At 67.6% G+C, this 23,390-nt stretch carries 20 protein-coding genes; 15 read left to right on the forward strand and 5 right to left on the reverse strand.

All coding sequences use genetic code 11. The features are described from left to right. Positions 1–46 precede the first annotated feature (46 nt). From pta to FB468_RS12940, 8 genes are all read left to right on the forward strand, one after another. Positions 47–2,158 carry a phosphate acetyltransferase gene (gene pta, locus FB468_RS12905; protein ID WP_141887709.1) on the forward strand — a complete coding sequence of 704 codons (2,112 nt, stop codon included), beginning with the start codon at positions 47–49 and terminating at the stop codon, positions 2,156–2,158. Continuing rightward, positions 2,155–3,348 carry an acetate/propionate family kinase gene (locus tag FB468_RS12910; protein ID WP_141887710.1) on the forward strand — a complete coding sequence of 398 codons (1,194 nt, stop codon included), beginning with the start codon at positions 2,155–2,157 and terminating at the stop codon, positions 3,346–3,348. Before pta ends, FB468_RS12910 begins: the two co-directional genes overlap by 4 nt. 34 nt (positions 3,349–3,382) lie before the next feature. Continuing rightward, positions 3,383–4,210 (forward strand): nitrilase-related carbon-nitrogen hydrolase, encoded by an 828-nt coding sequence (locus tag FB468_RS12915; protein WP_141887711.1) that lies wholly within the window; start codon positions 3,383–3,385, stop codon positions 4,208–4,210. A gap of 52 nt (positions 4,211–4,262) precedes the next feature. Further along, positions 4,263–7,316: a DNA polymerase III subunit gamma and tau gene (locus tag FB468_RS12920; RefSeq protein ID WP_141887712.1), complete on the forward strand. Its 3,054-nt coding sequence runs from the start codon at positions 4,263–4,265 to the stop codon at positions 7,314–7,316. Between the two features lie 3 nt (positions 7,317–7,319). Continuing rightward, a complete protein-coding gene (gene recR / locus FB468_RS12925) occupies positions 7,320–7,928 on the forward strand; it encodes a recombination mediator RecR (protein WP_141887713.1) in 609 nt (202 codons plus the stop codon). Between the two features lie 85 nt (positions 7,929–8,013). Then, positions 8,014–9,291, forward strand: a complete 1,278-nt coding sequence (locus tag FB468_RS12930) for an aspartate kinase (RefSeq protein WP_141887714.1) — start codon at positions 8,014–8,016, stop codon at positions 9,289–9,291. Positions 9,292–9,356: 65 nt separating this feature from the next. Then, positions 9,357–10,424, forward strand: coding sequence for an aspartate-semialdehyde dehydrogenase (locus FB468_RS12935; RefSeq protein WP_141887715.1), 1,068 nt, complete (start codon positions 9,357–9,359; stop codon positions 10,422–10,424). 26 nt (positions 10,425–10,450) lie between these two features. Next, positions 10,451–11,671: an LL-diaminopimelate aminotransferase gene (locus FB468_RS12940; protein ID WP_141887716.1), complete on the forward strand. Its 1,221-nt coding sequence runs from the start codon at positions 10,451–10,453 to the stop codon at positions 11,669–11,671. Between the two features lie 214 nt (positions 11,672–11,885). Here FB468_RS12940 and FB468_RS12945 read toward each other — a convergent pair whose 3' ends face one another. Both FB468_RS12945 and FB468_RS12950 read right to left on the reverse strand, forming a co-directional pair. Beyond that, positions 11,886–12,818 (reverse strand): metallophosphoesterase, encoded by a 933-nt coding sequence (locus tag FB468_RS12945; RefSeq protein WP_141887717.1) that lies wholly within the window; start codon positions 12,816–12,818, stop codon positions 11,886–11,888. Positions 12,819–12,824: 6 nt separating this feature from the next. Then, positions 12,825–15,359, reverse strand: coding sequence for a transglycosylase domain-containing protein (locus FB468_RS12950; RefSeq protein ID WP_246055881.1), 2,535 nt, complete (start codon positions 15,357–15,359; stop codon positions 12,825–12,827). A gap of 185 nt (positions 15,360–15,544) precedes the next feature. On the opposite strand from FB468_RS12950, the gene sp36 reads away from it, so the two are divergent. Further along, positions 15,545–15,712, forward strand: coding sequence for a Sp36 family protein (gene sp36 / locus FB468_RS12955; RefSeq protein ID WP_141887718.1), 168 nt, complete (start codon positions 15,545–15,547; stop codon positions 15,710–15,712). 1 nt (position 15,713) lies between these two features. Then, positions 15,714–16,190 (forward strand): RidA family protein, encoded by a 477-nt coding sequence (locus tag FB468_RS12960; RefSeq protein WP_141887719.1) that lies wholly within the window; start codon positions 15,714–15,716, stop codon positions 16,188–16,190. Positions 16,191–16,279: 89 nt separating this feature from the next. Here the strand turns inward: FB468_RS12960 and acs are convergent, their stop codons facing one another. Further along, on the reverse strand, positions 16,280–18,283 hold the full coding sequence (acs, locus tag FB468_RS12965; RefSeq protein WP_141887720.1) for an acetate--CoA ligase: 2,004 nt from the start codon (positions 18,281–18,283) through the stop codon (positions 16,280–16,282). A 155-nt stretch (positions 18,284–18,438) separates the two neighbouring features. Here acs and FB468_RS12970 point away from each other — a divergent pair, with 155 nt between their 5' ends. The 5 genes from FB468_RS12970 (at position 18,439) to FB468_RS12990 (ending at position 21,649) form a co-directional block, all read left to right on the forward strand. After that, complete coding sequence (locus FB468_RS12970; protein WP_141887721.1) at positions 18,439–19,434, forward strand: TadA family conjugal transfer-associated ATPase; 996 nt, start codon at positions 18,439–18,441, stop codon at positions 19,432–19,434. 52 nt (positions 19,435–19,486) lie between these two features. Beyond that, positions 19,487–20,356 carry a type II secretion system F family protein gene (locus FB468_RS12975; protein ID WP_141887722.1) on the forward strand — a complete coding sequence of 290 codons (870 nt, stop codon included), beginning with the start codon at positions 19,487–19,489 and terminating at the stop codon, positions 20,354–20,356. A 171-nt stretch (positions 20,357–20,527) separates the two neighbouring features. Beyond that, entirely contained in the window at positions 20,528–20,908 is a 381-nt protein-coding gene (locus tag FB468_RS12980; protein ID WP_246055882.1) for a DUF4244 domain-containing protein, read from the forward strand. 13 nt (positions 20,909–20,921) lie between these two features. Beyond that, positions 20,922–21,323, forward strand: coding sequence for a TadE/TadG family type IV pilus assembly protein (locus FB468_RS12985; RefSeq protein WP_141887723.1), 402 nt, complete (start codon positions 20,922–20,924; stop codon positions 21,321–21,323). Continuing rightward, positions 21,320–21,649 (forward strand): helicase, encoded by a 330-nt coding sequence (locus tag FB468_RS12990; RefSeq protein WP_141887724.1) that lies wholly within the window; start codon positions 21,320–21,322, stop codon positions 21,647–21,649. Before FB468_RS12985 ends, FB468_RS12990 begins: the two co-directional genes overlap by 4 nt. A 35-nt stretch (positions 21,650–21,684) precedes the next feature. Here FB468_RS12990 and FB468_RS12995 read toward each other — a convergent pair whose 3' ends face one another. After that, on the reverse strand, positions 21,685–22,941 hold the full coding sequence (locus tag FB468_RS12995) for a TetR/AcrR family transcriptional regulator (RefSeq protein ID WP_141887725.1): 1,257 nt from the start codon (positions 22,939–22,941) through the stop codon (positions 21,685–21,687). A 126-nt stretch (positions 22,942–23,067) separates the two neighbouring features. Further along, complete coding sequence (locus FB468_RS13000; protein WP_141887726.1) at positions 23,068–23,385, reverse strand: hypothetical protein; 318 nt, start codon at positions 23,383–23,385, stop codon at positions 23,068–23,070. Between the last annotated feature and the right edge of the window lie 5 nt (positions 23,386–23,390).

Here is a 23,390-nt window from a genome sequence, read left to right on the forward strand (position 1 = left end):
CGCCTCGGCCAGCGCGGGCCGGGCGGCCGAGGAATACACTGAGGGTGTGGCAGCCAGTATCTACCTCACGTCCCCCGAAGGTCGCTCAGGCAAGAGTGCTGTGGCGCTCGGAGTGCTTGACACGTTGAAGGCCGACGTGCCCCGCGTCGGGGTGTTCCGCCCGGTGATTCGCTCACGCGATGAGCGAGATCGGGTGCTCGAGTTGCTCCGTGGCCGAGCGACCTCACCGGCGACGTACGACGACTGCATTGGCGTGACGTACGAGGAACTCTCTCGGAACGCCGAGGAAGCGATGGCGAGCATCGTGAGCGCGTACCAAGCGCTCCGCGAGCAGTGCGACGCGATCGTCGTCGTTGGCTCCGACTACACCGACATCGCGGCGCCGACAGAGCTCGCAACGAACGCCCGCATCGCGGCGAACCTTGACTCGCCCGTGCTGCTCGTTGTCGGTGGGCGCGACATGGCCGAGCAGGAGGTGCTTGGGCAATCGAGTGCGCGCTCGGCTGCGGAGCTCGCGAAGGTCGTGGAGTTGAGCCTCGCAGAGCTGCACGAGGAGCACGCGAGCGTGCTCGCAACGCTCGTGAACCGGGCCGACTCAGACCCCGACACGCTCGACGCGATCGTCACCGCGGTCTCGGCCGTCGTGCCCGAAGGGAGCGCGGTCTGGGCGATCCCAGAGGAGCCGATGCTCGTCGCCCCGCCCGTCGCCGAGGTGATGCGTGCAGTCGACGGCCGACTCGTTCGCGGCAGCGAGGAGCTGTTGAGCCGCGAGGTCAGCCAGATCGTCGTTGCGGGCATGTCAATGACGAACGTGCTGCCTCGCCTCCTTGAGGGCGCCGTCGTGATCATCGCCGCTGACCGCGCCGAGACGCTGCTCGCGGTCTCGATTGCGCACGAGGCTGAGGGCTTCCCGACGCTCGGCGCGATCGTGCTGAACGGTGACTTCGAGGTATCAGCCGATGTTGAGCGCCTGCTCGACGGCGTCGGCGCGGTGCTTCCGGTCATCAGCACGTCGCACGGCACGTTTGAGACGGCGCAGCGCGTCATGCACGCGCGCGGGTTGCTCACCGAAGAATCGCCGGTGAAGTTCGATACCGCCCTCGCGCTCTTCCACGAGCACGTCGACAAGGCAGACCTGCGCGAACGGCTGCGCCTGCACCGCGGCAGCGTGCGCACGCCGGCGATGTTTGCGTACGACCTGTTCGCTCGGGCCGCTCAGGCGAACGCGCACATCGTGCTCCCGGAGGGGAATGACGACAGGATCCTGCGCGCGACAAGCACGTTGCTTGCCCGCGGTGTCGCCCGGCTCACGCTCCTCGGCGAGGAGAGCGCGATTCGCAAGCGCGGAGCCGAGCTCGGCCTCGCGATCGAGGGGGCCGCGGTCATAGACCCGGCGACCTCGCCGCTCCGCGAGGAGTTCGCCGCCGAGTACGCGAGGCTCCGCGCGCACAAGGGGGTCTCGCTCGAGGACGCGAGGGATCGGATGACCGACGTGAGCTACTTCGGCACGATGCTCGTGCACTTGGGCCTCGCCGACGGCATGGTGTCGGGCGCCGCGAACACGACGGCCCACACCATTCGTCCGAGCCTTGAGTTCATCAAGACGAAGCCCGGCGTCTCGGTTGTGTCGAGCGTGTTCTTTATGGCGCTCGCAGACCGCGTGCTCGTCTACGGCGACTGCGCGGTCAACCCCGACCCGAACGCCGCGCAGCTCGCCGACATCGCCGCGTCGTCGGCGGAGACGGCGGCGCAGTTCGGTGTGGACCCCAGGATCGCAATGCTTTCGTACTCGACGGGGGAATCAGGATCGGGCGCGGAGGTCGACAAGGTGCGCGAGGCGACGGCGCTCGTGCGCGCAGCTCACCCCAACCTGCTGGTTGAGGGGCCGCTGCAGTATGACGCGGCGATCGACCCCGAGACAGGCGCCTCGAAACTGCCGGGCTCGCAGGTCGCGGGTCACGCAACGGTCTTCATATTCCCGGATTTGAATACGGGAAACAACACCTACAAGGCCGTGCAGCGGTCGGCGGGCGCTGTCGCCGTTGGGCCCGTCTTGCAGGGGCTCAACAAGCCCGTCAACGATCTCTCGCGCGGGGCAACGGTGCAGGACATCCTGAACACCGTCGCGATCACCGCGGTTCAGGCGGGTGAGCGATGAACGCCGTGCTCGTGGTGAACTCCGGTTCGTCATCCATCAAGTACCAGGTCATTGACGAGCGAAGCGGCGACCGGTTGGCGCAGGGACTCGTCGAGCGCATCGGCGAGCGTGGGGCCGGCCGCGTCGTCTACCGCAGCGCAGCGGGCGAGGCCGTCACGGAGCAGGACATTCCCGACCATTCGGCGGGGTTCGCGGCCATCGTTGAGGAGTTTAGGGCCGCTGGCACACCGATCGACAGCCTCGGTATCGTCGCCGTCGGCCACCGTGTCGTGCACGGTGGCAGCGACTTTATCGCGCCAACGATGATCGACGACGCGGTCGCGCAGCGGATCCTCGATCTCGCGGAGCTCGCTCCCCTCCACAACCCCGGCCACTACGCGGCGATCGTCGCCGCCCGCGCGGTGTTCCCTGATCTGCCGCACGTGGCGGTCTTCGATACCGCCTTCCACCAGACCATGCCCGAGAGCGCATATACCTACGCGCTTGACCGTGGTTTGGCGGCTGAGCACGGGATCCGGCGCTACGGCTTCCACGGGATCTCGCACCAGGTGGTGTCGCGCCGTGCGGCGACCCATCTTGACAGGCCGCTCGAATCGCTCAGGCAGATCGTGCTGCACCTGGGCAACGGTGCCTCCGTGTGTGCGATCGACGGCGGCCGCTCGGTCGACACCTCGATGGGTCTGACCCCGCTCGAGGGGCTCGTGATGGGCACGCGCTCCGGGAACATCGACGCCGGCGCGATCCTGCACCTGTTGCGCCGCGGGGTGAGCATTGACGACGTCGACCGCGAGCTCAATAAGCGTGCCGGCTTCCTCGGCATGACGGGTTCGAACGACTTCCGTGACGTGCGCGCCGCGGCGGCCGCCGGCGACGAGGCTGCGACGCTCGCGATCGACGTGTACGTGCACCGGGCTCGCCACTACCTCGGGGCCTACCTCGCGGTGCTCGGCGGCGCAGACACCGTCGTGTTCACGGCGGGGCTCGGCGAGAACGGGCCCGACCTCCGCGCGCTCATCTGCGCCGGCTTCGAGTGGTGCGGGCTGCGCCTCGACCAGGCGAAGAACGAGGCCCCGGGGAGCGGAGCGCGAGTCATTAGCGCCGACGACTCGGAGATTACGGTGCTCGTCGTACCGGCCGACGAGGAAGCGGAGATCGCGCAGCAGTCGATCGCGCTGGTAGCGTCCAGCTAGTGCTTAAGGCGCAGACGCAGACAGGAGACGAACCGTGAAGATCGCAGCCATTCAGATGACCCCGTCAGTCGAGCCGGGCGAGAACTTCGAAGCGATGCGGTTGCGCGCTGCCGAGGCTGCGGCCGAGGGCGCCCGGGTGATCGTCTTCCCCGAGCAGGCGATGGTGCTGCTGCAGTCTGTGACCGTCGATGCGCTGACCGGCATCGCCGCCGAGTGGTGGGAGCGGTTCGTCGCGCTGACGGCCGAGCTCGCCGTGCAGCACGACGCCGTCGTCATCTCGGCTGGTTTCGAGCCGTCGACGGATGGGCTTCCGTACAACACCGTCATTGCGGTCGGGCCCGGCGGCGAGGAGCTTGCCCGCTATCGCAAGCTGCACCTCTACAAGGCCTTCGCGCAGAGCGAGTTTGAGCACACCCGTGCGGGCGACGAACTGCCGCCGGTGTTCGACGTCGAGGTCGACGGTGAGGCGCTCCGGTTTGGCCTCGCCAACTGCTACGACATCCGCTTCCCCGAGCTCTTCCGCTCGCTGGTGGACCGCGGAGCGAACGCAGTGGCCGTCGTGGCGGCGTGGGCCTCCGGCCCCGGGAAGGAAGACCACTGGTCGATCCTCACCCGCGCGCGTGCGCTCGAGAGCGTGAGCTGGCTTGTTGCGAGCGCTGCCGTTGGCGGCGGCTCGCGTGACGCGGCGACGACCGGGCTGAGCCGCATTGTCGACCCGCTCGGTGAGGTCGTCGCGGGCCTCGGCCCGCGAGGCGAGGGCATCGTGCTTGCCGATGTGGACCCGGCCGTGGTCGACCGCGCGCGTGGGGTACTGCCGGCGCTCGAGAACCGGCGCATCGCGCTCGCCTACGAACTCGCCTGAGTTATCCCCAGTCTGGGCGACGCCCACGTAAATGTCGGTGCTCGCGGGTAGCATGGGTGTCGTGGTAGCAGCACTGTATCGGCGGTATCGGCCAGAGTCATTCTCGGAGATGATTGGGCAGTCTCAGGTGACCGATCCACTCATGACGGCGCTGCGCACGGGCCGAGTTGGCCACGCCTACCTGTTCAGCGGCCCCCGCGGCTGCGGCAAGACGACGAGCGCCCGAATTCTCGCGCGCTGCCTGAACTGCGCCGAGGGCCCCACCGACACTCCCTGCGGCACGTGCCCGAGCTGCGTTGAGCTCAGCCGCACCGGCGGCGGTTCGCTCGACGTCGTTGAGATCGATGCCGCGAGCCACGGTGGCGTCGACGACGCGCGCGACCTGCGCGAGCGCGCGGTGTTCGCGCCGGCACGCGACCGCTTCAAGATCTTCATCATCGATGAGGCCCACATGGTCACGGCGGGCGGCTTCAATGCCCTGCTGAAGATCGTGGAAGAGCCGCCGCCGCACGTGAAATTCATCTTCGCGACGACAGAGCCCGAAAAGGTCATCGGTACGATCCGTTCGCGCACTCACCACTACCCGTTCCGGCTCATCCCGCCGGCCGCCCTCATCGACTACGTGCAGCAGCTGTGCGATAGCGAGGGCGTCGCGGTCGAGCCCGGCGTACTGCCGCTCGTTGTGCGCTCGGGTGGCGGGTCGGCGCGTGACACGCTCTCGATCCTTGACCAGCTCATCGCGGGTTCCGAGGGCAACAGCGTCTCAGCTGAACGTGCCGCCGGCCTCCTCGGGTTCACCCACACGGAGCTACTGGACGATGTTGTGGCGGCGCTCGGCTCCGGTGACCCGGCGGCGGCGTTCACCGCGACCGACAGGGTGATTCAGACAGGGCAGGATCCGCGGAGGTTTGTCGAAGACCTACTTGAGCGGCTGCGCGACCTCATTATCGTGAACGCGACGTCGATTGACGGCGCCGCGGCTGTGCTCCGCGGTGTCCCACAAGACCAGCTCGACCGGATGTTTGAGCAGGCCCGCGCGTTTGGCGCGCGTGAGCTCTCACGCACCGCCGACACTGTCAGTGAGGCGCTCGACCAGATGACGGGTGCGACTCCGCCGCGCCTTCACCTCGAGCTCATGATTGCCCGCGCGCTCGTTGAGCTCGCGGGCGGCGCAGAGGCCGCCGCCGCGCCCGCTTTTGGTGGCGCCCAGCAGCCGGCGGCGGCCCAAGCGCAACGGCCGGCGCAGCGCCCCCAGACGACTCCCGCGCCTGCTCAGCAGTCGCCGCATGGTCAGCCAACTGCGCCCGCTCAACAGCCTGTGCCCGCCGCAGCCCCCTCGGGGCCCCAGCCCCAGGGAGGCCCCGCGTCGCAGGCAGCCCCGGGCGCGCTCGCGGCACCTCCGACTGACTCGCAGCCCGAGCGGGTAGCGAACGCAGCTGAAACCGCGGCGTCGATCCGCGAGTTCCTGCGGAACGACGATGCTGGTGCGGCGGCCCCTTCCGCGCCCGCGCCTGCTCAGCAAGCTGGGCCTGCACAGCAGGCTGCACCCGCGCAGCAGCAGCCGACACCTGCTCAGCCCGCGCCCGCGCAGGCCCCCGCGGCTCAGCCCGAACGGGGCGAGGACGCGGCCGGTTCCGAGCGCGAGACGCACCCCAATGAGGGCGCAGCCGGCTTCGGCCGCCCGATCTCTGACGTATTGAGCGCAGCGCAGATCGCGTCTATCGGTAACGAGCCCACGACGCCCGCGCCCGTGCAGCAGGCCCCCGAGACCGTCGCCCCGGCTCAGGCGCAGCCTGCGGTCGAAGCGACTACGGACTCAGCGCCGCAGCAGGTTGCCGCTGCTGCGACGGGTACGGCAGGGGCCGGCCAGGCCGACGAAGGTAACACCGACGCCGAGCAGAGTGACGCCGAGGCCGCAGGCTTCGAAGACTTGCGGGAGATGTGGCCTGACCTGCTCGAGGAGCTGCTCGAGTCGAATCGCGACGCTTGGAACGCCGTACGCGCGGTCGAGCCGCTCGGCCTCGAGGGCGACCTGCTGCTCGTTGGTGTCGCCAACCGCTCGGACCTTGAAGCGTTCAAGACTGCCGGCGCCGGCCCGCTGCGCGAGACCATCCTCGAGGCAACCGGTATCCGGGTACGCTATGCGCCGCGACAGGTGACGACCGCGCGCGAATCGCAGGAGCAACCGCAGCCTCCCGTCGGCACCGCCGACTCAGAGGAGCCTCACCGAGGCCCTGCGAAGCAGCCGGCGCCCCCGGTAGACGACCTCGCGGAGCGGGCGGCAGCGCGCCTGAGCTCGCTCGGCCCGAAGCTCGCGGCGCCCGCCTGGGCTGACCCGATCCCTGATCAGCAGCCCCCCGCGCCAGCGGCGACCCCCGCACAACCCCCTGCCGAGAAGACCTCAACTGAGGCATCGGCTACTGAGACACCTGAAACGCCTGCACCTGCGACGCCTGCACCTGCGACGCCCGCGCCGGTTGCTCCTGCGTCGGCGAACGCTGCCCCGACTGCAGCCACGCCAAACTCCGCGCCCGCAGTAATAGCGCCGGCGACCCCAGCGACGCCTCCGGCTTCATCAGCCCCACCAGCGGCCGCCCCTGCCGGGCCCGGCCCCGCGCAGCCCGCCCGCCCGGCACCCGTTGCGAAGACTGGGCGCCCGGACTACAGCGACGATGGGTACGGGGAGAACTCGCCATACGGCGACGGCCCAAGCTACAGCGACGACGACTACGGCTACCCCGACAGCGACCCGTATGCCCGAGCAGGTCAGCCGCAAAGCACGCCGGCACCGAGCGCGCCGGCGCCATCCGTTCCGGCGCCGAGCACCCCCGCCCCGGGCGCACCGCAGGCAGTGACATCAGCGGCCCCAGCGGTGCCAGCGAACGCTCAAGCCGTTGCCCGGCCGGGGAGCCAGCCAGGCGCCACACCGGCTCCAGTAGGCGGCGTTGATCCTGCCCCCGTCCCTGCCCCCGAGCCCGACTCAGCGAGCGCAGCTCCGCAGTCGAAGGCCGCCCCCAAGTTCACTCGCTACGGCGAGGCGGTAGTCCGCGAGGTGCTCGGTGCCGTATTCATTGAGGAGCGCCCGCTCCCCGAGCCCAGGAGGTAGTCGATGTACGACGGAATCGTGCAGGACCTGATCGACGAGTTTGGTCGGCTCCCCGGCATCGGGCCGAAGTCTGCGCAGCGGATTGCGTTCCACATCCTGCAAACCCAAAGCTTCGACGTGTCGAAGCTTGCCGAGCTGCTCACCGAGGTGCGCGAGCGCGTTCGCTTCTGCGAGGTCTGCGGCAATATCACCGAGCAGACCCGCTGCAGCATCTGCTCCGACCTGCGTCGTGACCACACCCTCATCTGCGTCGTCGAGGAGCCGAAGGACGTCGTCGCGATCGAGCGCACCCGCCAGTTCCGTGGCCTCTATCACGTGCTCGGCGGCGCGATCAGCCCGATCGACGGCATTGGCCCTGACGATCTGAGCATCCCTGCGCTCATGCGGCGCCTCGGCGAAGCGACCGGAGATGACAGGATCAGGGAGGTCATCATCGCGACCGACCCGAACCTTGAGGGGGAGGCCACCGCCGCCTACCTGTCTCGGCTGCTCACGAGCATTGACGTGCCCGTTTCTCGCCTCGCATCAGGCCTTCCGGTCGGCGGCGACCTCGAATTCGCCGACGAGGTCACCCTCGGGCGCGCGTTCGAGGGTCGCAGGGTCGTCGAGTAGCGCGGCGTAACGCTGGGCCCCAGAAACGCTCGGGTATGTGCCGCGCGCTAGACTGGAAGCTGGCCCAGAACCAAGGAGGACCCTCGTGGCATTGATCGTGCAGAAATTCGGGGGGTCGTCTGTCGCAGACGCGGAGAGCATTAAGCGCGTCGCGAAGCGTATCGTTGAGACCCGCCGCACCGGAAACGACGTCGTTGTCGTCGTCAGCGCGATGGGTGACACGACCGACGAGCTCCTTGACCTCGCCGCGGATTGCACGCCCATCCCGGCGCCGCGCGAACTCGACATGCTCCTCACTTCGGGTGAGCGCATCTCGATGGCGCTGCTCGCCATGACCATCAAAGGCATGGGCGTTGAGGCCCTCTCGTTCACCGGCAGCCAGGCGGGCATGATCACGACGCCCGACCACGGCTCGGCGAAGATCGTCGACGTGACCCCGGGCCGCGTCCGCGAGGCGCTCGATGAGGGCGCTGTCGCGATCGTCGCGGGCTTCCAAGGCTTCAGCCGTGATTCGCGCGACATCACGACCCTCGGGCGCGGTGGCTCAGACACGACCGCGGTTGCCCTTGCTGCCGCCCTCGACGCAGACCGCTGCGAAATCTACACCGACGTCGACGGGGTCTTCACGACCGACCCCCGGGTCGCACCCCTCGCGAAGAAGATCGACGCGATCTCTTCGGAAGAGATGCTCGAGCTCGCGGCCTCCGGCGCCAAGGTTTTGCACCTGCGCGCTGTCGAATACGCCCGTCGGCACGGCGTCGAGCTGCACGTGCGCTCGTCGTTCTCAGGCGAGCCAGGAACTGTTGTGTACACGCCCAAGACAGGGCACCCGAAGGGAGATCTTGTGGAAGACTCGGTCATCACTGGCGTCGCAGCCGAGGCGAGCGAAGCGAAGATTACTGTCGGCGGCGTCCCCGACATTCCGGGCAAGGCCGCGCAGATCTTCGAGGTCGTCGCGAAGACGAACGCGAACATCGACATCATTGTTCAGAACATTTCGGCCGCCGACACCAACCGCACCGACATTTCCTTCACGGTGCCGATGGGCGAGGGCCGCAAGGTCACCGAGGCCCTCGAAGCGGCCCGGGAAGAGCTCGGCTTCGAGACCCTCCTGTACGACGACCAGATCGCCAAGATCGCCGTTGTAGGCGCGGGGATGCGCACGAGCTCGGGGGTTTCGGCGCAGCTGTTCCGCGCCCTGTACGAGGCCGGCATCAACATTGAGATGATCTCGACCTCCGAAATTCGCATCTCGGTCGTCACGCGCGCTGACCTCATGGAGAAGGCAGTGCGGGTGCTGCACACCGCGTTCGGCCTTGACGCCGAAGAGACCGCGACGGTCTACGCGGGCACGGGCCGCTAGGCCTCCCACACTCCCCGCGCGAGCGGGCAACACACAGCTCAAGCACAAGGACAGGATCCACTCTCATGACCGAACAGCAGGGTTTCGCAGTCGCCATCGTCGGCGCCACGGGACAGGTTGGCGCTGTTATCCGCACGCTTCTCGACGAGCGTGACTTCCCGGTCGCGTCGCTGCGGCTCTTCTCGAGCGCGCGCTCCGCGGGCAGCACGCTCAAGTTCCGCGGCGCCGACATCACCGTCGAAGACGTCGCGACCGCCGATAAGAGCGGCCTCGACATCGTGCTCTTCTCCGCTGGCGGCGCTGCTTCGAAGCAGTACGCGCCCGAGTTCGCGGACGCTGGCGCGATCGTCATCGACAACTCAAGCGCCTGGCGCATGGACCCCGCGATTCCCCTCGTTGTGAGCGAGGTGAACCCGGAGGCACTCGACAGCACGGTCGCCGCGCGCAAGGGCATCGTCGCGAACCCGAACTGCACGACTATGGCCGCGATGCCGGTCATGAAGGTGCTCGACGCCGAGGCTGGTCTCGAGCGCATGAAGGTCACGACCTTCCAGGCGGTGTCCGGATCCGGCCTCGCCGGGGTTGCCGAGCTCGCTGGTCAGGTGACCGCCGCGGTTGAGACCGGAAACATCGAGGGCCTCGTGCACAGCGGCCGGGCGGTCGAGTTCGTCGAGCCTGCCGTCTACGCAAAGACGATCGCCTTCGACGTGATCCCGCTCGCCGGCTCGATCGTCGAAGACGGCGAGGGCGAAACCGACGAAGAGAAGAAGCTGCGCAACGAGAGCCGCAAGATTCTCGGCCTGCCCGACCTGCTCGTCGCCGGCACCTGCGTGCGCGTTCCCGTCTTTACCGGTCACTCGCTCGCGATTCACGCCGAGTTCGCGAACCCGATCACGCCGGATCGCGCGCGCGAGCTGCTTGCCGCAGCTCCCGGCGTCGCACTGAGCGACGTCCCCACGCCCCTCGAAGCTGCGGGCAACGACCCCAGCTACGTTGGCCGCATCCGCGAAGACCAGTCCGCACCCGAGGGGCGCGGTCTCGTGTTCTTCGTCTCGAACGACAACCTGCGCAAGGGCGCTGCACTGAACACGGTGCAGCTCGCCGAGGTTGTTGCGGCCAAGCTCACCGCCTAACACACGGAACGAACAGGATCTCCCCGATGATCATCAACACACACTTCGGGGAGATTCCCCAGTCGTACCTTTTCAGTGAGGTCGCGGAGCGGGTTCGCCGCTACGAGGCGCAGCACCCAGACGCCGCGGTGCTGCGGCTCGGGATCGGAGACGTGACGAGGCCACTCGCTCCCGCGATTATCGACGCGCTACACGCCGCTGTTGACGAGCAGGCGACGGCGTCGAGCTTTCAGGGCTACGGCCCCGAGGCCGGGTATGCCTTCCTGCGCGAGGCGATCGCGGCGGGCGAGTACGGCTCGATCGGCGTTGACGTTTCCGCCGATGAGGTGTTTATCGGTGATGGCTCGAAGTCTGACTCCGCGAACGTTCAAGAGCTCTTCTCGCTGAGCGCCAAGGTCGCCGTCACGGACCCGGTCTACCCGGTCTACGTTGACTCGAACGCGATGGCGGGGCGCCTCGGCACGTTCGACGGCGAGCGCTGGACCGGCCTCACGTACCTTCCCTGCGACGACGGCAACGGCTACAGGCCGGCCCTGCCCGCAGCGCCTGTCGAGCTTATCTATCTGTGCTCGCCGAACAACCCGACAGGCACGACCATGTCGCGCACAGAGCTCGAGACCTGGGTGGCGTACGCGCGCGAGACGGGCGCGGTGATCCTCTTCGATGTCGCCTACCGCGCGTTCATCACGGGCGACGAGGTGCCGCGCTCGATCTACGAGATCCCCGGTGCTGACGAGGTCGCGATCGAGCTCGGCTCCTTCTCGAAGACAGCAGGGTTTACGGGGCTTCGGTGCTCGTGGACGGTCGTGCCCAAGAAGCTGCGGCGCGACGGAGCCTCGCTCAACGCCATGTGGCTGCGTAGGCAGTCGACGAAGTTCAACGGCACCCCGTACATTGTGCAGCGAGCCGCCGAGGCCGTCTACAGCGCGGCGGGTAGCGCGCAGGTGCAGGCCGACGTCGACTACTACCTCGCGAATGCGCGGCTCATCCGATCGACGCTTGAGGCGGCCGGGCTCAACGCGGTTGGCGGGGAGCACTCGCCGTACGTGTGGTTCAGGTGCCCGGGCGGCATGGACTCGTGGGCGTTCTTCGACGCACTCCTTGAGCGGGCTCAGATCGTTGGCACCCCCGGGGTCGGGTTCGGCCCGACGGGCGCGGGGCACTTCAGACTGAGCGCCTTCAACACCGCTGAGGCGACGCAGGAGGCCGCTGAGCGCCTCGCGCGGCTCATACCCACACTCGTGTAGGCCCCGGGGCTGTTTGGCTGGGAGGGGCGCTACCCGGCCTGGGCCTGGCTGGCCCCGGTCTAGCTGGCCTCGGCCTGCCTTGGCCCCGGCGCGGCCTAGCTGGCCTCGGCCTGCCGAACGTATGTGATCTGCAGAGTGAATGAAGAAACCCCGGCAGAGCGGGATACCGAACGCCGAAACCAGATCTTGGAATCGACAGAGGCAGAGGAACGGCCTAAGCAGTTGGGGGAGTGAGCGTGAGCAGGCTCGCCTCTGGGCGGCACGCAAACCGCACGGGCGCGTAGATCGAGTTGCCGAGCCCCGCGCTCACGTTGAGGTACGCCGCACGGTGCGCGTCGTACCAGACGCTGAGGCCCCGGGCCTGGCTCGGCGGCAGGTCGCTGTTTGACGTCAGCGCGCCAATGCCCGGAACGCGGACCTGGCCGCCGTGAGTGTGGCCCGCGAGAATAGCGTCAGCCCCCTCGCCCAGCAGCGCGCCGAGCGCAGACTGGTACGGGGCGTGCACGACACCAATGCGGGGGGTCCCGGGCTTTGCCTGTGCAACGCCGGCAGCGCCCATCGAGGCCCGCATCTCATCGGGGTCGTCAAACCTGATGTGCGGGTCGTTCAGGCCGAAGAACTCGATCTCCGTACCGCGGAGCGTGATCGAGGTCGCCGAGTTGTTGAGGTCCGTAAACCCTAGCGCGGTGAGCCCCGAGGTGAGAGCCGCGTTGTCGATGTCTTGCTCGCGCGTGCTCAGGCGGCTGGGCTCGCGCAGGTACTTCAGCGGGTTCTTGAACTTCGGCCCGTAGTAGTCGTTCGAGCCGTGCACGAAGACCGTCGGAACGCCCTCGAACGCGCTGAGCGCGTGGAGCAGGGCGGGCCGAGCCCCAACATGACCCATGAGGTCGCCGGTGAGAACAACGAGGTCTGGCTTCAGCTCGGCGAGCGAGCGCACCCAGTTGATCTTGTTCGTCTGCCAGGGAGCAAGGTGCAGGTCCGAGAGCTGTAGCACGCGCACGGGCGCCGCCTCCGACGGGAGGATCGGGAGTTCGTGCCTGCGGATGGTGAACAGCCGACGTTCGACGACGGTCGACCAGAGCAGCACGCCCGCTGCGGCCCATCCGAGGGCCGCAGCGGGGGTGCAACAGCGAGAGTTTCGCGCCATCGAGGGCTAATCCGAGCAGTCGACGGTCAGCGTGACGCGCGTGTTCAGCGCGACCTCTTCGCCAGAGCCGGGCGAGACGGACGTGACCTTGTCCTTGCCGGCGTTGACCTTGCCGTCACCGGAGCACGTCATGCTGACCGAGGTGAAGCCCGCGGACTTCAGCGCGCTCTCGGCGTCCTTCGCGCTCTTACCGTCGAGCCCATCGGGCACCTTCCCGGCGTTGCCGCGCGAGCGGTAGATGGTGACCTCGGTGCCGAGGCCTGAAGCAGCGCCTGCCTCAGGATCAGTGCGTGCGACCATGCCCTTCGGGACGGAGGAGTCGACCTCGCCACCGTCACGGTAGGCGAAGCGGGCGTTCTCTAGGATGCCTGCTGCCTCGTCGAAGGACTTACCGCGAACGTCGGGGACGTTGACCATGGTCTGACGCAGCGCGGTGGCTGCCGGGTCGCCGAAGCCCTCGCCGCCGAACTTCTCGTCGGCGACGTACATCACTGCTGGCCAGATACGGCTGTCCGCGGCGGTGAGGCCCTGGTAGCCGCCGAAGTTACGGGTGTCGACGCGTGAACAATCGGGCTGACCGAGGCACTGCGGGTTCGGGCCGACGTTGCCGACCCAGGTCGCGGTCGCGACCTTGCTCGAGGCGCCAACCGTCCAGTTATCGATGTACTCGTCGGTCGTTCCGGTCTTCGCGAGGTGAGGCACCCCGAACTGCGAGCGGGCGTGGCCCGCGATGCCGTTGTTGATCGTGTACTCGAGCGCGTACGCGACGCCCGCCGCGACCTCTGGAGAGAGCGCCTCAGAACACTCGCTCTTCTTGAATGGCACCGCCTCGCCGTTCGGGCCGACGATCGAGTCGATCGCGACCGGGGTGCAGACCTGGCCCTTGCCCGCGAACGCGCCGAACGCGGTCGCCATGGTGAGGGGCGACATCTCGTCGGTACCACCGAAGGTGTTCGACGGGTTCATCGTCAGCTCAAGGGTCCCGTTGTTCGGGAAGTCGGGGTGGGTCGCCGGCGACGCGCGGTGCAGGCCGAGCTTCTTCGCGAGCGCGAAGGTATCGCAGAGATCCATCTGCTGCTGCATCGACACGAGGCCGCCGTTGAGCGACTGCGCTACCGCGGTGAGTACCGACTGGTTGCCGCGCACGCCGAGGTTGTCGTTGTTGAACTGCCACGGGCCGTATCCGTAGACGCCGCCGTCCATGCAGCTCGCGCGGAAGCTCTGCAGTTGCACGGTGCGGCCGTTCACATTGACGACGTCGCGCACGGAGTGGCCCGAACGGATCCACTCGGCGAGCGTGATCGCCTTGAACGTCGAGCCGACCTGGAAGCCGGAAGAGCCGCCGTCGCTCTGATCAGTGCTGTAGTTGATCGCCGTGTAGCCCTGGCTCGAGAGCGTCTCGTCGTTGCTGTAGGGGCGGTTCTGCGCCATTGCGAGCACGCGGCCGGTGCCGACTTCGGTGCTCACGGTTGCGCCGCCAACGTCGATGCCCTCCATAGTCTGAGGCACCTCGTTGCGAACCGCGTCGGTCGCGGCGCGCTGCAGGTCGAGATCAATCGTCGTGTAGATGTCGTAGCCGCCGCGGCGCATGTTGAAGTCGCGGGTCTCAGCATCGGGGCCGAACGACTCATCCTTCTTCATCTGGTTCTGGACGAAGTCGCAGAAGTGGCCGAGGCCGTAGGTTGCCTCGGCGGCCGCGCAGCCCTGCACGCGGGGGGTGATCTTCGGCTCGACGGGCGTCGCGACAGCCTCGTCGTGCTGCTGCTGGGTGATCTTGCCGTGCTTGAGCATCTGGCCGAGGATGAGGTCGCGACGTTCCTTGTTCGCCGGGATGTTCTCCTCGATGTCGAGCTGGTACGCGACCGGCTGGTTCACGATGCCGACGAGGCTTGCGGCCTCGGGCAGCGTCAGGTCCTTCGCGGTCTTGCCGTAGTAGTAGTGCGCGGCCGACTCGATGCCGTAGACCTGGCGGCCGAACAGGGCGATGTTCAGGTAGCCGGTGAGAATCTCGTCCTTGGTGAACTTCTTCTCGACACCGATCGCAAGCTTCATCTCCTTAAGCTTGCGATCCATGGTCTGCTGCATGGCCTCCTTGTAGGCGGCCTTCTGCTCCTCGGGGTCGGGCACAGCCGTCGACTCCTGCACGAGCACGTTGCGCACGTACTGCATAGTGATCGTCGAGGCGCCAGACTTACCGCTGTCGCCGCCGGCGTTCTGCAGCACGGCGCGGCCAGCCGCGAGAGCATCAACGCCGCCGTGAGTGTAGAAGCGCGGGTCCTCAATGGAGACCAGGGCGTCCTTCACGTACGGGGAGATGTCGTCCCAGCCGACGGGAATACGATCTTGCTCGTAGAACTCAGCAATCTTGACGTTCTCGTCACCGTTCTTCGCCCAGATAGTGCTCGGCTCGGCCAGCTGGCCGGGCTTGAGATTGCTGGGGAGGTTCTCGAAGATGCTCACGGCTGACGTCGCCGCTGCGCCCGAGAGGGCCACGACGGGGGTCACCGCCGCGGTGACGAGGATGCCTGCGATAGCGCTCATTGCTACCGCACCGAGGATGCCGCCGACTACGCCACCAACCGAACGAGGTTTGGCTGTGGGCACGCGCGAAGACTTTGAGGCCTTTGGGGTCATAGACTCAAGGGTAGGCGATAAAAGCTGGCAATCAGCGCCGCTCGCGCCAAATCCAGGCGTTTTCACCCGCTATTTTCAAGAAGGAGGCTCACATGAGTGATGCTCCAGAAGCACCGAAGTGGGAGTACTTTGTGACCCCGCTCCTGCTGCACAATGAAGCTCAGATCCTCAACAACTGGGGAGCGCAGGGCTGGGAACTCGTGCAGATCATCGAGGGCCCCGCCGGTGGAAACGTCGCTTATCTCAAGAGAAGGGCCTGACATGTCATCAGTTATCGAAGAGCGCATCAGCGAGCTCGGATTCGAAATCCCCGAGATCGTGCCCGCTGTCGCGGCGTACGTTCCCGCGGTGCGCGACGGTGACTACGTCTACACGTCGGGCCAGCTGCCCATCGCGAACGGCGCGCTCGTCGCGACGGGCAAGGTCGGCGAGGGCGAGGGGCTCGTGAGCCCCGAGCAGGCGCAGGATCTCGCGCAGCTGTGCGCGCTGAACGCGCTCGCTGCGGTTCGCGGCGTCCTCGGTTCCCTCGACAAAGTCGAGCAGGTCGTAAAGGTCACCGCCTTCGTCGCCTCCGCTCCCGAGTTCACCGGCCAGCCGGTTGTCGCCAACGGTGCCTCGGTGTTCCTCGGCAAGGTCTTCGCAGACCAGGGCATCCACGCCCGCTCGGCGGTCGGCGTCGCGGTGCTGCCGCTCGACGCTCCGGTCGAGGTCGAGTTCATCTTCCGCGTCCGCGACTAACGCTCGCGGCTCGCGAGCTTACCTCACGTCACGTCAAAGGGGGCGGCGGATCCACACCCGGATCCGCCGCCCCCTTTCGCGTGCGCGCCCTACTTGGCGCCGCGCTCCGCGACGACGCGATCGGAGATGAGCTGCATCACCATCGTGTCTGCGAGCGTCGTCGTGTCGCCGATCTTGCGGCCCTCGGCCGCGTCCTTCAAAAGGCGGCGCATGATCTTGCCGGAGCGCGTCTTCGGCAGCTCGTTCACAACGTAGACGTTGCGGGGGCGGGCGATCGCGCCGATGTGCGACGCGACGTGCGCTCGGAGCTCCTGCTCCGCTTCAGCCTCGGTGATGAGGTGCTGCTGCGACTTCAGAATGACGAAGGCGACAACCGCCTGGCCCGTGGTCTCGTCGTCGGCTCCGACGACCGCTGCCTCGGCGACCGCGTGGTGCCCGACGAGTGCCGACTCGATCTCGGTGGTCGACAGCCGGTGCCCCGAGACGTTCATGACGTCGTCGACGCGGCCCAGGAACCAGATGTCGCCATCCTCGTCGAGGCGGGCGCCGTCGCCGGCGAAGTACTTGTCACCGAACTTATCCCAGTAGGTGTCGATGAACCGCTGCGGGTCTCCCCACACGTTGCGCACCATCGCGGGCCACGGGCGTTCAACGACGAGGAGCCCGCCCTGACCGTTCTCGACGGGGTTGCCGTCGTCGTCGACAACGGCGATCGAGATGCCGGGCTGCGCGATCTGTGAGCTGCCGGGCTTCAGTGAGGTGAGCCCCGGGAGCGGGGCGACCATCATGGCGCCGGTCTCGGTCTGCCACCAGGTGTCGACGATCGGCGTCTTGCCCGCTCCGATGACGTCGCGGTACCAGCGCCACGCCTCGGGGTTGATGGGCTCGCCGACGCTGCCGAGGAGGCGCAGGCTCGAGAGGTCGTACTGCTCGGGAACCTGGCGGCCGACCTTCATGCACGAGCGAATGGCGGTCGGCGCGGTGTAGAAGATCGACACCTTGTACTTCTCGATGATCTGCCACCAGCGGCCCCAATCGGGCGTATCCGGGGTGCCCTCGTACATCACCTGGGTCGCGCCGTTTGAGAGCGGTCCGTAGACGATGTAGGAGTGCCCGGTCACCCAACCGACGTCAGCCGTGCACCAGAACACGTCGCTCTCGGGCTTGATGTCGAACACGTCGCTGAAGGTTGTCGTCGCCTGGGTGAGGTAGCCGCCCGAGGTGTGCAGGATGCCCTTTGGCTTGCCCGTCGTGCCCGACGTGTAGAGGATGAAGAGCGGGTTCTCAGCGGGGAAGCCCTTCGGAGTGTGCTCGCCGTCGTACGACGTGATCTCCTCATGCCACCACAGGTCGCGGCCCTCGGTCATTTCGATGTCGTTGCCGCCGCGCTTCACCACGAGCACGTGCTTCACCGTGCTCGGTTTGCCGTCGGCGTCGTCGAGCTCGAGTGCCTGGTCGACGACGGGCTTGAGGGGCGAAACGCGCCCCTTGCGGTAGCCGCCGTCGGCGGTGATGACGAGCTCGGCCTCGACGTCGTCGATGCGCGCGCGCAGGCTTTCGGCGCTGAACCCGCCGAACACGACGGAGTGCGCGGCGCCAAGCCTCGCGACGGCGAGCATCGAGATCACGGTCTCCGGGATCATCGGCATGTAGATGGCGACGCGGTCACCCGCGGTGACTCCAAGGCTGGTGAGCATGTTTGCGGCGCGCTTGACCTCGTGAGTGAGCTCGGCGTAGGTGAGCGTGCGGGTGTCGCCGGGCTCGCCCTCAAAGTGGATCGCCACTCGGTCGCCAAGCCCGTTCGCAACGTGCCGGTCGAGGCAGTTCTCCGCGACGTTTAGCTCGCCGTCGGCGAACCATTTCGCGAACGGCGGGTTCGTCCAGTCAAGGATCTCGGTGAACGGCTTCTTCCACGTCAGGCGATTCTGCGCCTGCTCTGCCCAGTAGGCCTCGGGGTCTGCCGCCGCGCGCAGGTACACCTCGGGGGAGCGCTGGTTCGCCTGTTCGCGGAACTCCGCGGAAGGGGGGTAGCTCTCTCCGTCGTCGTGCGCGAGGGAAGAAAGACTTTCGATAGTGCCGTGATCGTCGCTCATGGCTACCCTTTCAATCTGAAAACGTCATTGTCTCGCTCAATGTTAGACCCGAGAGCTTCGCCCCCAGGCCCCCCGAAAGAGGGGGTGACCGCTCGCTCTCCCCAGGCCCAGGCGGGGCCTTGCCGATAGGGCCCAAAGCGACTGTGCTGGTGCGCATGATCTCGGGAGCGTCTCAGCAGGAGCAGCGCCGGTCTCACGCCCTCACCGGCGATGTGCGGCGCGCGCTCGGCGGCCTCGTGCCGCTGGTTGATGACCCCACGGCGCGCGACATCCTCCTCGCTGCCAGTGGGGGCGCGGGGCGGTTGTGGGTTGACCGCGGGAGCGGCATTGAACAGGTTGCGGGCTGGGCCGCACCCGCTGCGGAGGTACGCAAGCTCGCGATCCAGCTCATTGCGGCGGGCGGCAGGCACCTCGACGAGTTGAACCCCGTCGCTGACGTGCGGATCGGAGACGGTATCCGGGTGCACGCCCTGCTCGACCCCGTCGCGGTCGCGGGGGCGGCGCTGTCGATCCGGCTTCCTGCGCCGCGCGCGAGGACGTTCGGGGGTCTCGTCGCCGGAGGGCTCTGCTCGCGCGAGGCCGCTGCTTTCTTGACCGATAGCGTCGCGAAGCGGCGCAACCTGCTCATCACGGGAGGCGCGGGGAGCGGCAAGACGACACTGCTCAGCGCCCTGCTCGCGCTCGTACCCGCGACCGAGCGGATCGTGACGATCGAGGACGTCGCCGAACTGCGCCCGGAGCACCCGCACCACATCGCGCTCGAGGCCCGGCAGGCGAACATCGAGGGCGTCGGCGAAATTGGGCTCGACCGGTTGCTGCGCGAGACGCTGCGCATGCGGCCCGACCGGATCGTGCTCGGGGAGTGCCGCGGTGCCGAGATTGCGACGCTGCTTTCAGCGCTGAACACGGGCCACGAGGGCGGTGCGGGCACGCTGCACGCGAACCGGATCGCAGATGTGCCGGCGCGGCTTGAAGCCCTCGGGATGCTCGCGGGGCTCGACCCGCAAACGCTCGCGCGGCAGGCCACCGTGCTCGACCTCGTCGTCCACGTCACCCGCGCGAACGGCAGGCACCGCATCGCGCAGCTCGGCCGGATGCGCATCGGGAAGAACGGAACGCTGGAGGTGAGCGCCCTTGCCGCGGCCGCGTAGCTCCCGTCGAGGAGAGGACAGCGAAGCGGAATTAGGATCGGTGCCCGCGGCGGTGGCCGCCCGGTCCGCGGCGCTTCTGCGCGGCGGAATGTCCTCCGCGCAGGCGGTGCGCTCGGTGGGCGAGGAGATCCAGCGCCCCGAGACGCGCGACCTCATCGCTGAGGTGGATCGCGGAACCTCCGTCGGAGCCGCGCTCTCCCGGCTCGACGGGCCCGAGTGGCGGGTGCTCGGGGCGGCCTGGTTGCTCGCTGAGGAGAGCGGGGCCGCACTCGCCCCGGCGCTGGATCGCATCGCCGCCGCGCTCAACAGCATTTCTGAGGCGAACCGGCGGAGGTCCGTGTTGCTCGCTGGCCCGAAAATGACGGCGACCCTCGTCGGTTGGCTCCCGCTTGCCTCCATAGCAGTGAGCTTTCTACTCGGCTTCAACCCGTTCCCGCTGTTCATCACCCCCATCGGGGCGCTACTGCTCGTCACTGGCCTGGTCCTCCAGCTCATCGGGGTCCGGTGGAGCGCCGCCCTCACCGGCCGCGTCGAACGAGAAGACCGGGTAGCGGGGCTCGAATGCGAGCTCATGTGGGTGGCGCTTGCGGGCGGAGCGCCGCCCGGCCTCGCCCTCAGGCGGGTTGCAGATGCCGTGTCCGAGACGCGGGCCGAGTGGGTCACGTTTGACAGCTTGCGTGCGGGGCGGCCGCTCTCGCGCGTGCTCGAGGTCTCGGCGGAGGCGGGCGTTCCCGCGTCAGCGATGCTGCTCGACGAGGCGACCCAAATCCGTGCGCGGGGCCAGGCCGCGATCGAGCGCGAGGCCGAGCGGCTCGGGATCCGGATACTCTTTCCCCTCGCCTCCTGCCAACTGCCGGCGTTCATCGCGGTCGGGGTGCTCCCCGTCGTCTTCACGCTGCTCGGCGATGTGCTGCCGCGATGAGCTCTCCACGCGGCTTCGTCCACAACCGCGGTTCCGCGGGCGATCGCGGCGCTGCCTCCACAATCCTCGGCGCACCTCACAATGATCTGTTTGCCGCAGCGAGGATCGAAGCACGACCAGGGCCCGCAGCGGTGAGACTCCGCCGAGGCCCGCAATGATAGGGAGGACACGATGAACAGTACGCAGCAGACCCAGCAGCAACAGAGCGTGCAGCAGCAACGGCGCGGTCGCGTCGGGCGAGTGCGCGAAGAGAAGAAAGTTCTCAAAGGCATGGGGTTTCCAGCTGAGCCGGAAGCACCTCGCGTGACCGGAACCCGTCACTTAGAGGCCGACGGACACGAACCCGTGCGCAGGTCACCCTCGGCCGGCTCCGCGCGAGCGAGAGGCGGCGGGCTTGGCGCAGACGAGCGTGGGGCGGTCACGGCAGAATACGCGCTCGTCATCATGGCGGCGGTCGCGTTCGCCGGCCTCCTCATTGTGATTATGCGCTCGGAAGAGGTGCGCGCGATGCTGCTCTCGCTCGTGCAGGGCGCACTCGGCAGCGCGGGTTAGTCGAATGGGCGCGATGTTCGCTGCGCTGCGAGCCCTGTGGGCTGACAGGCGCGGGGCGGTGACGGCGGAGTTCGCAGTCGCGATTCCGGCGATGCTCATTGTCCTCGGGCTTGCGATCGGCGCGGTCCAGCTCTCAGCGCAGCGTGTCGCGCTCACTGCCCTCGCCGGTGACGTTGCACGGCTTGAGGCGCGGGGTGACGATCGTCTCGCGGCGGCACGGATCTCCGAGCACGCCGGAAGTCCCTTGCTCTCTAGGAGCACGGCTGGTGGAATCCTGTGCGTTGCCGCGACGAGCTCCCCGAGAGCGGGGTTGCTCGCGGGCATCCGCGTGACCGGTCGAGGCTGCGCTGCCATTACCGCGGAAGGGGCGTTCGCGCGAGACGGCCCAGGTGACACTGACAGGCCGGTGACGTGAGCGTCCCCGTCGTCGTCGCGATCAGCGGTGGTGCCGTGGCACTCGCGCTTCCGGTCATGGTCGCCTCGCAGGTGATCGTTGCCGGTGCGGAGGCGACGAACGCAGCCGATGCGGCCGCGCTCGCCGCAGCCGACGCCGAGCTCGGGCTCCTCGGCGACGGCGAATCCGCGCCGTGCGTGGTCGCTCAGGCCGTCGCCGACGCGAACGGAGCGGCGACCGTGACCTGCGACCTTGGGCCGGGCATTGCCGAAGTGCGTGTGACCGTGCGCCGGTGGGCTGGGCTCGTCGCCATCACCCGGTCAGCTCGGGCAGGTCTAGCTGACTGAGCCATTCGCGAGGGAACCGGCCGAGCTGTGGCAGCTCACTGGGCAGATACTGGGTCGTCGACCGGCATGTCGAGCAGGACGTCCGAGAAGGCGAGGAGTCGGGAGCTCGCAAAGTCATCGTACTCCGGCAGAAATGTCATCTGGTCCCCGATGATGCTGAAAAAGGCGTAAAGCGGCACGGGTGCGTCTCTGGCGCTCAGATCAGGGTGGACCTCATGAAAGAGCGCGGTCCAGCGGGCAACATGATCGCGCTGCATTTGTACGAAATGCTTGAGATCGGATGGGTCAAGGTTGCCTTGCTCGGAGAAATATACGCGCATGAGGTCGGCGCTGCGGAACGAATGGTCGACGTAATAGCCGCAAAGCAATCGCAGCTCTTCTGCAGGGCTCTGTGACTGGGCCCGGGCAGCCTCCCCGGCCTTGTCGAGCCAGGCGGAGGCACGATCGTATGCGGCGGTCAGGAGTTCACTCTTTCCAGCGAAGTGCCTGTACACGCCTGAGGGGGTGAGCGAAACCGCCGCCGCGAGGTCCTCGATCGTAGCGTCGTTGTACCCGTGTTCAGCGAAAAGCTTGATGCCCGCTTGAAGGAGTTGCTCGCGACGGGGGGACCCCTGGGCACTCGGCCCTTCTTCTGCTTCCCAATCAGGAAAGGGTGTTCTGCGAACGCTTCCATCTGCGTAGGCACCCACGTCGATGTCTAGAAGTCTCCAAGCCAACTCGTTGAGACGTGCCCTCAGCCGTGGCTTCGCGATGCGGGTCGTGTGCATCGTGACACTCGAAAGAACGCTGAAAGCCGCGATGAGGATGATGGTGCGTTCGTGTTCGGGAACGTCTGGTCGGTAGACGGCGTATGGAATCGTGAGCCGTGAGCCCACTACAGCCAGCTTCCTATTGAGCTTAGCCCGGTCGTCGCCCTTGAGGTGGCGCCCTTCCCAGCGGTAGATGCCGTTGATGGAACGGTCAGCGACAAATTCACCGGCGACAGCGTCGATCAACTCTTCGATGACGAGGCGTGCCTCCTGCCGCGACAGAACCTCCCGCGAGGAAGCCTCCTCAGTCGCGGAAAGCAGACGGTCCGCAAACGCGAAAGCCGTGTGAGCGAACAGCGCGTACTTGTTCGGGAAGTGCCGGTACAGCGCAGTGGCGGTGATGCCGACGGTGTCGGCGATGTCCTGCATGCTCACGGGGTGGTACCCGCTCCGCGCGAAGGCCTCGGCGGCCGCCTTCTCAATCTGCTGCTTGCGGTCGCGGGGTCGGGAACGCTGCGCGGCGGTCTTTTCGCTGCTAGCCATGCATTCAACCTTATCGAGGGAGCATCGCGTGCCGACTGTGAGAACCCATAAACTTCGTACCGTTTTGCTAGGGTTTCGCCTTGCCCGGCCCGCTGACGGGCCCGCACTGGCCCGTCGCCAAGCCGCCTATTTGCGCGGCCGCCGCTCTCGGAGCGCGGCGGCGATCGCCTCGATGGAAGGCCACCCCGAGAGCCCACCCGCAGTCGCGTAGACCCTGCACGAGAGCTCGCGGGTGCGGGTCGCGCCTGCGAAGAGGTCTTCGCCATCGATGAGGATCGTTGGGGAACCCGAAAACGAGACGCCCTCAGCGTCGGCGTTCGACGAGATCGTCACCGTCTCGATCGGGGTTTCCGGTGTGCCGACGACGGCAAGGGCCGCGCGCAGGTTTTCGGTCGCCGGCCCGGCGCTCGGGCAGCCGTGAATGACGAGTACCTGTGCCTTCATGAGTT

The organism is Leucobacter komagatae (assembly GCF_006716085.1).
Taxonomy (GTDB): domain Bacteria; phylum Actinomycetota; class Actinomycetes; order Actinomycetales; family Microbacteriaceae; genus Leucobacter; species Leucobacter komagatae.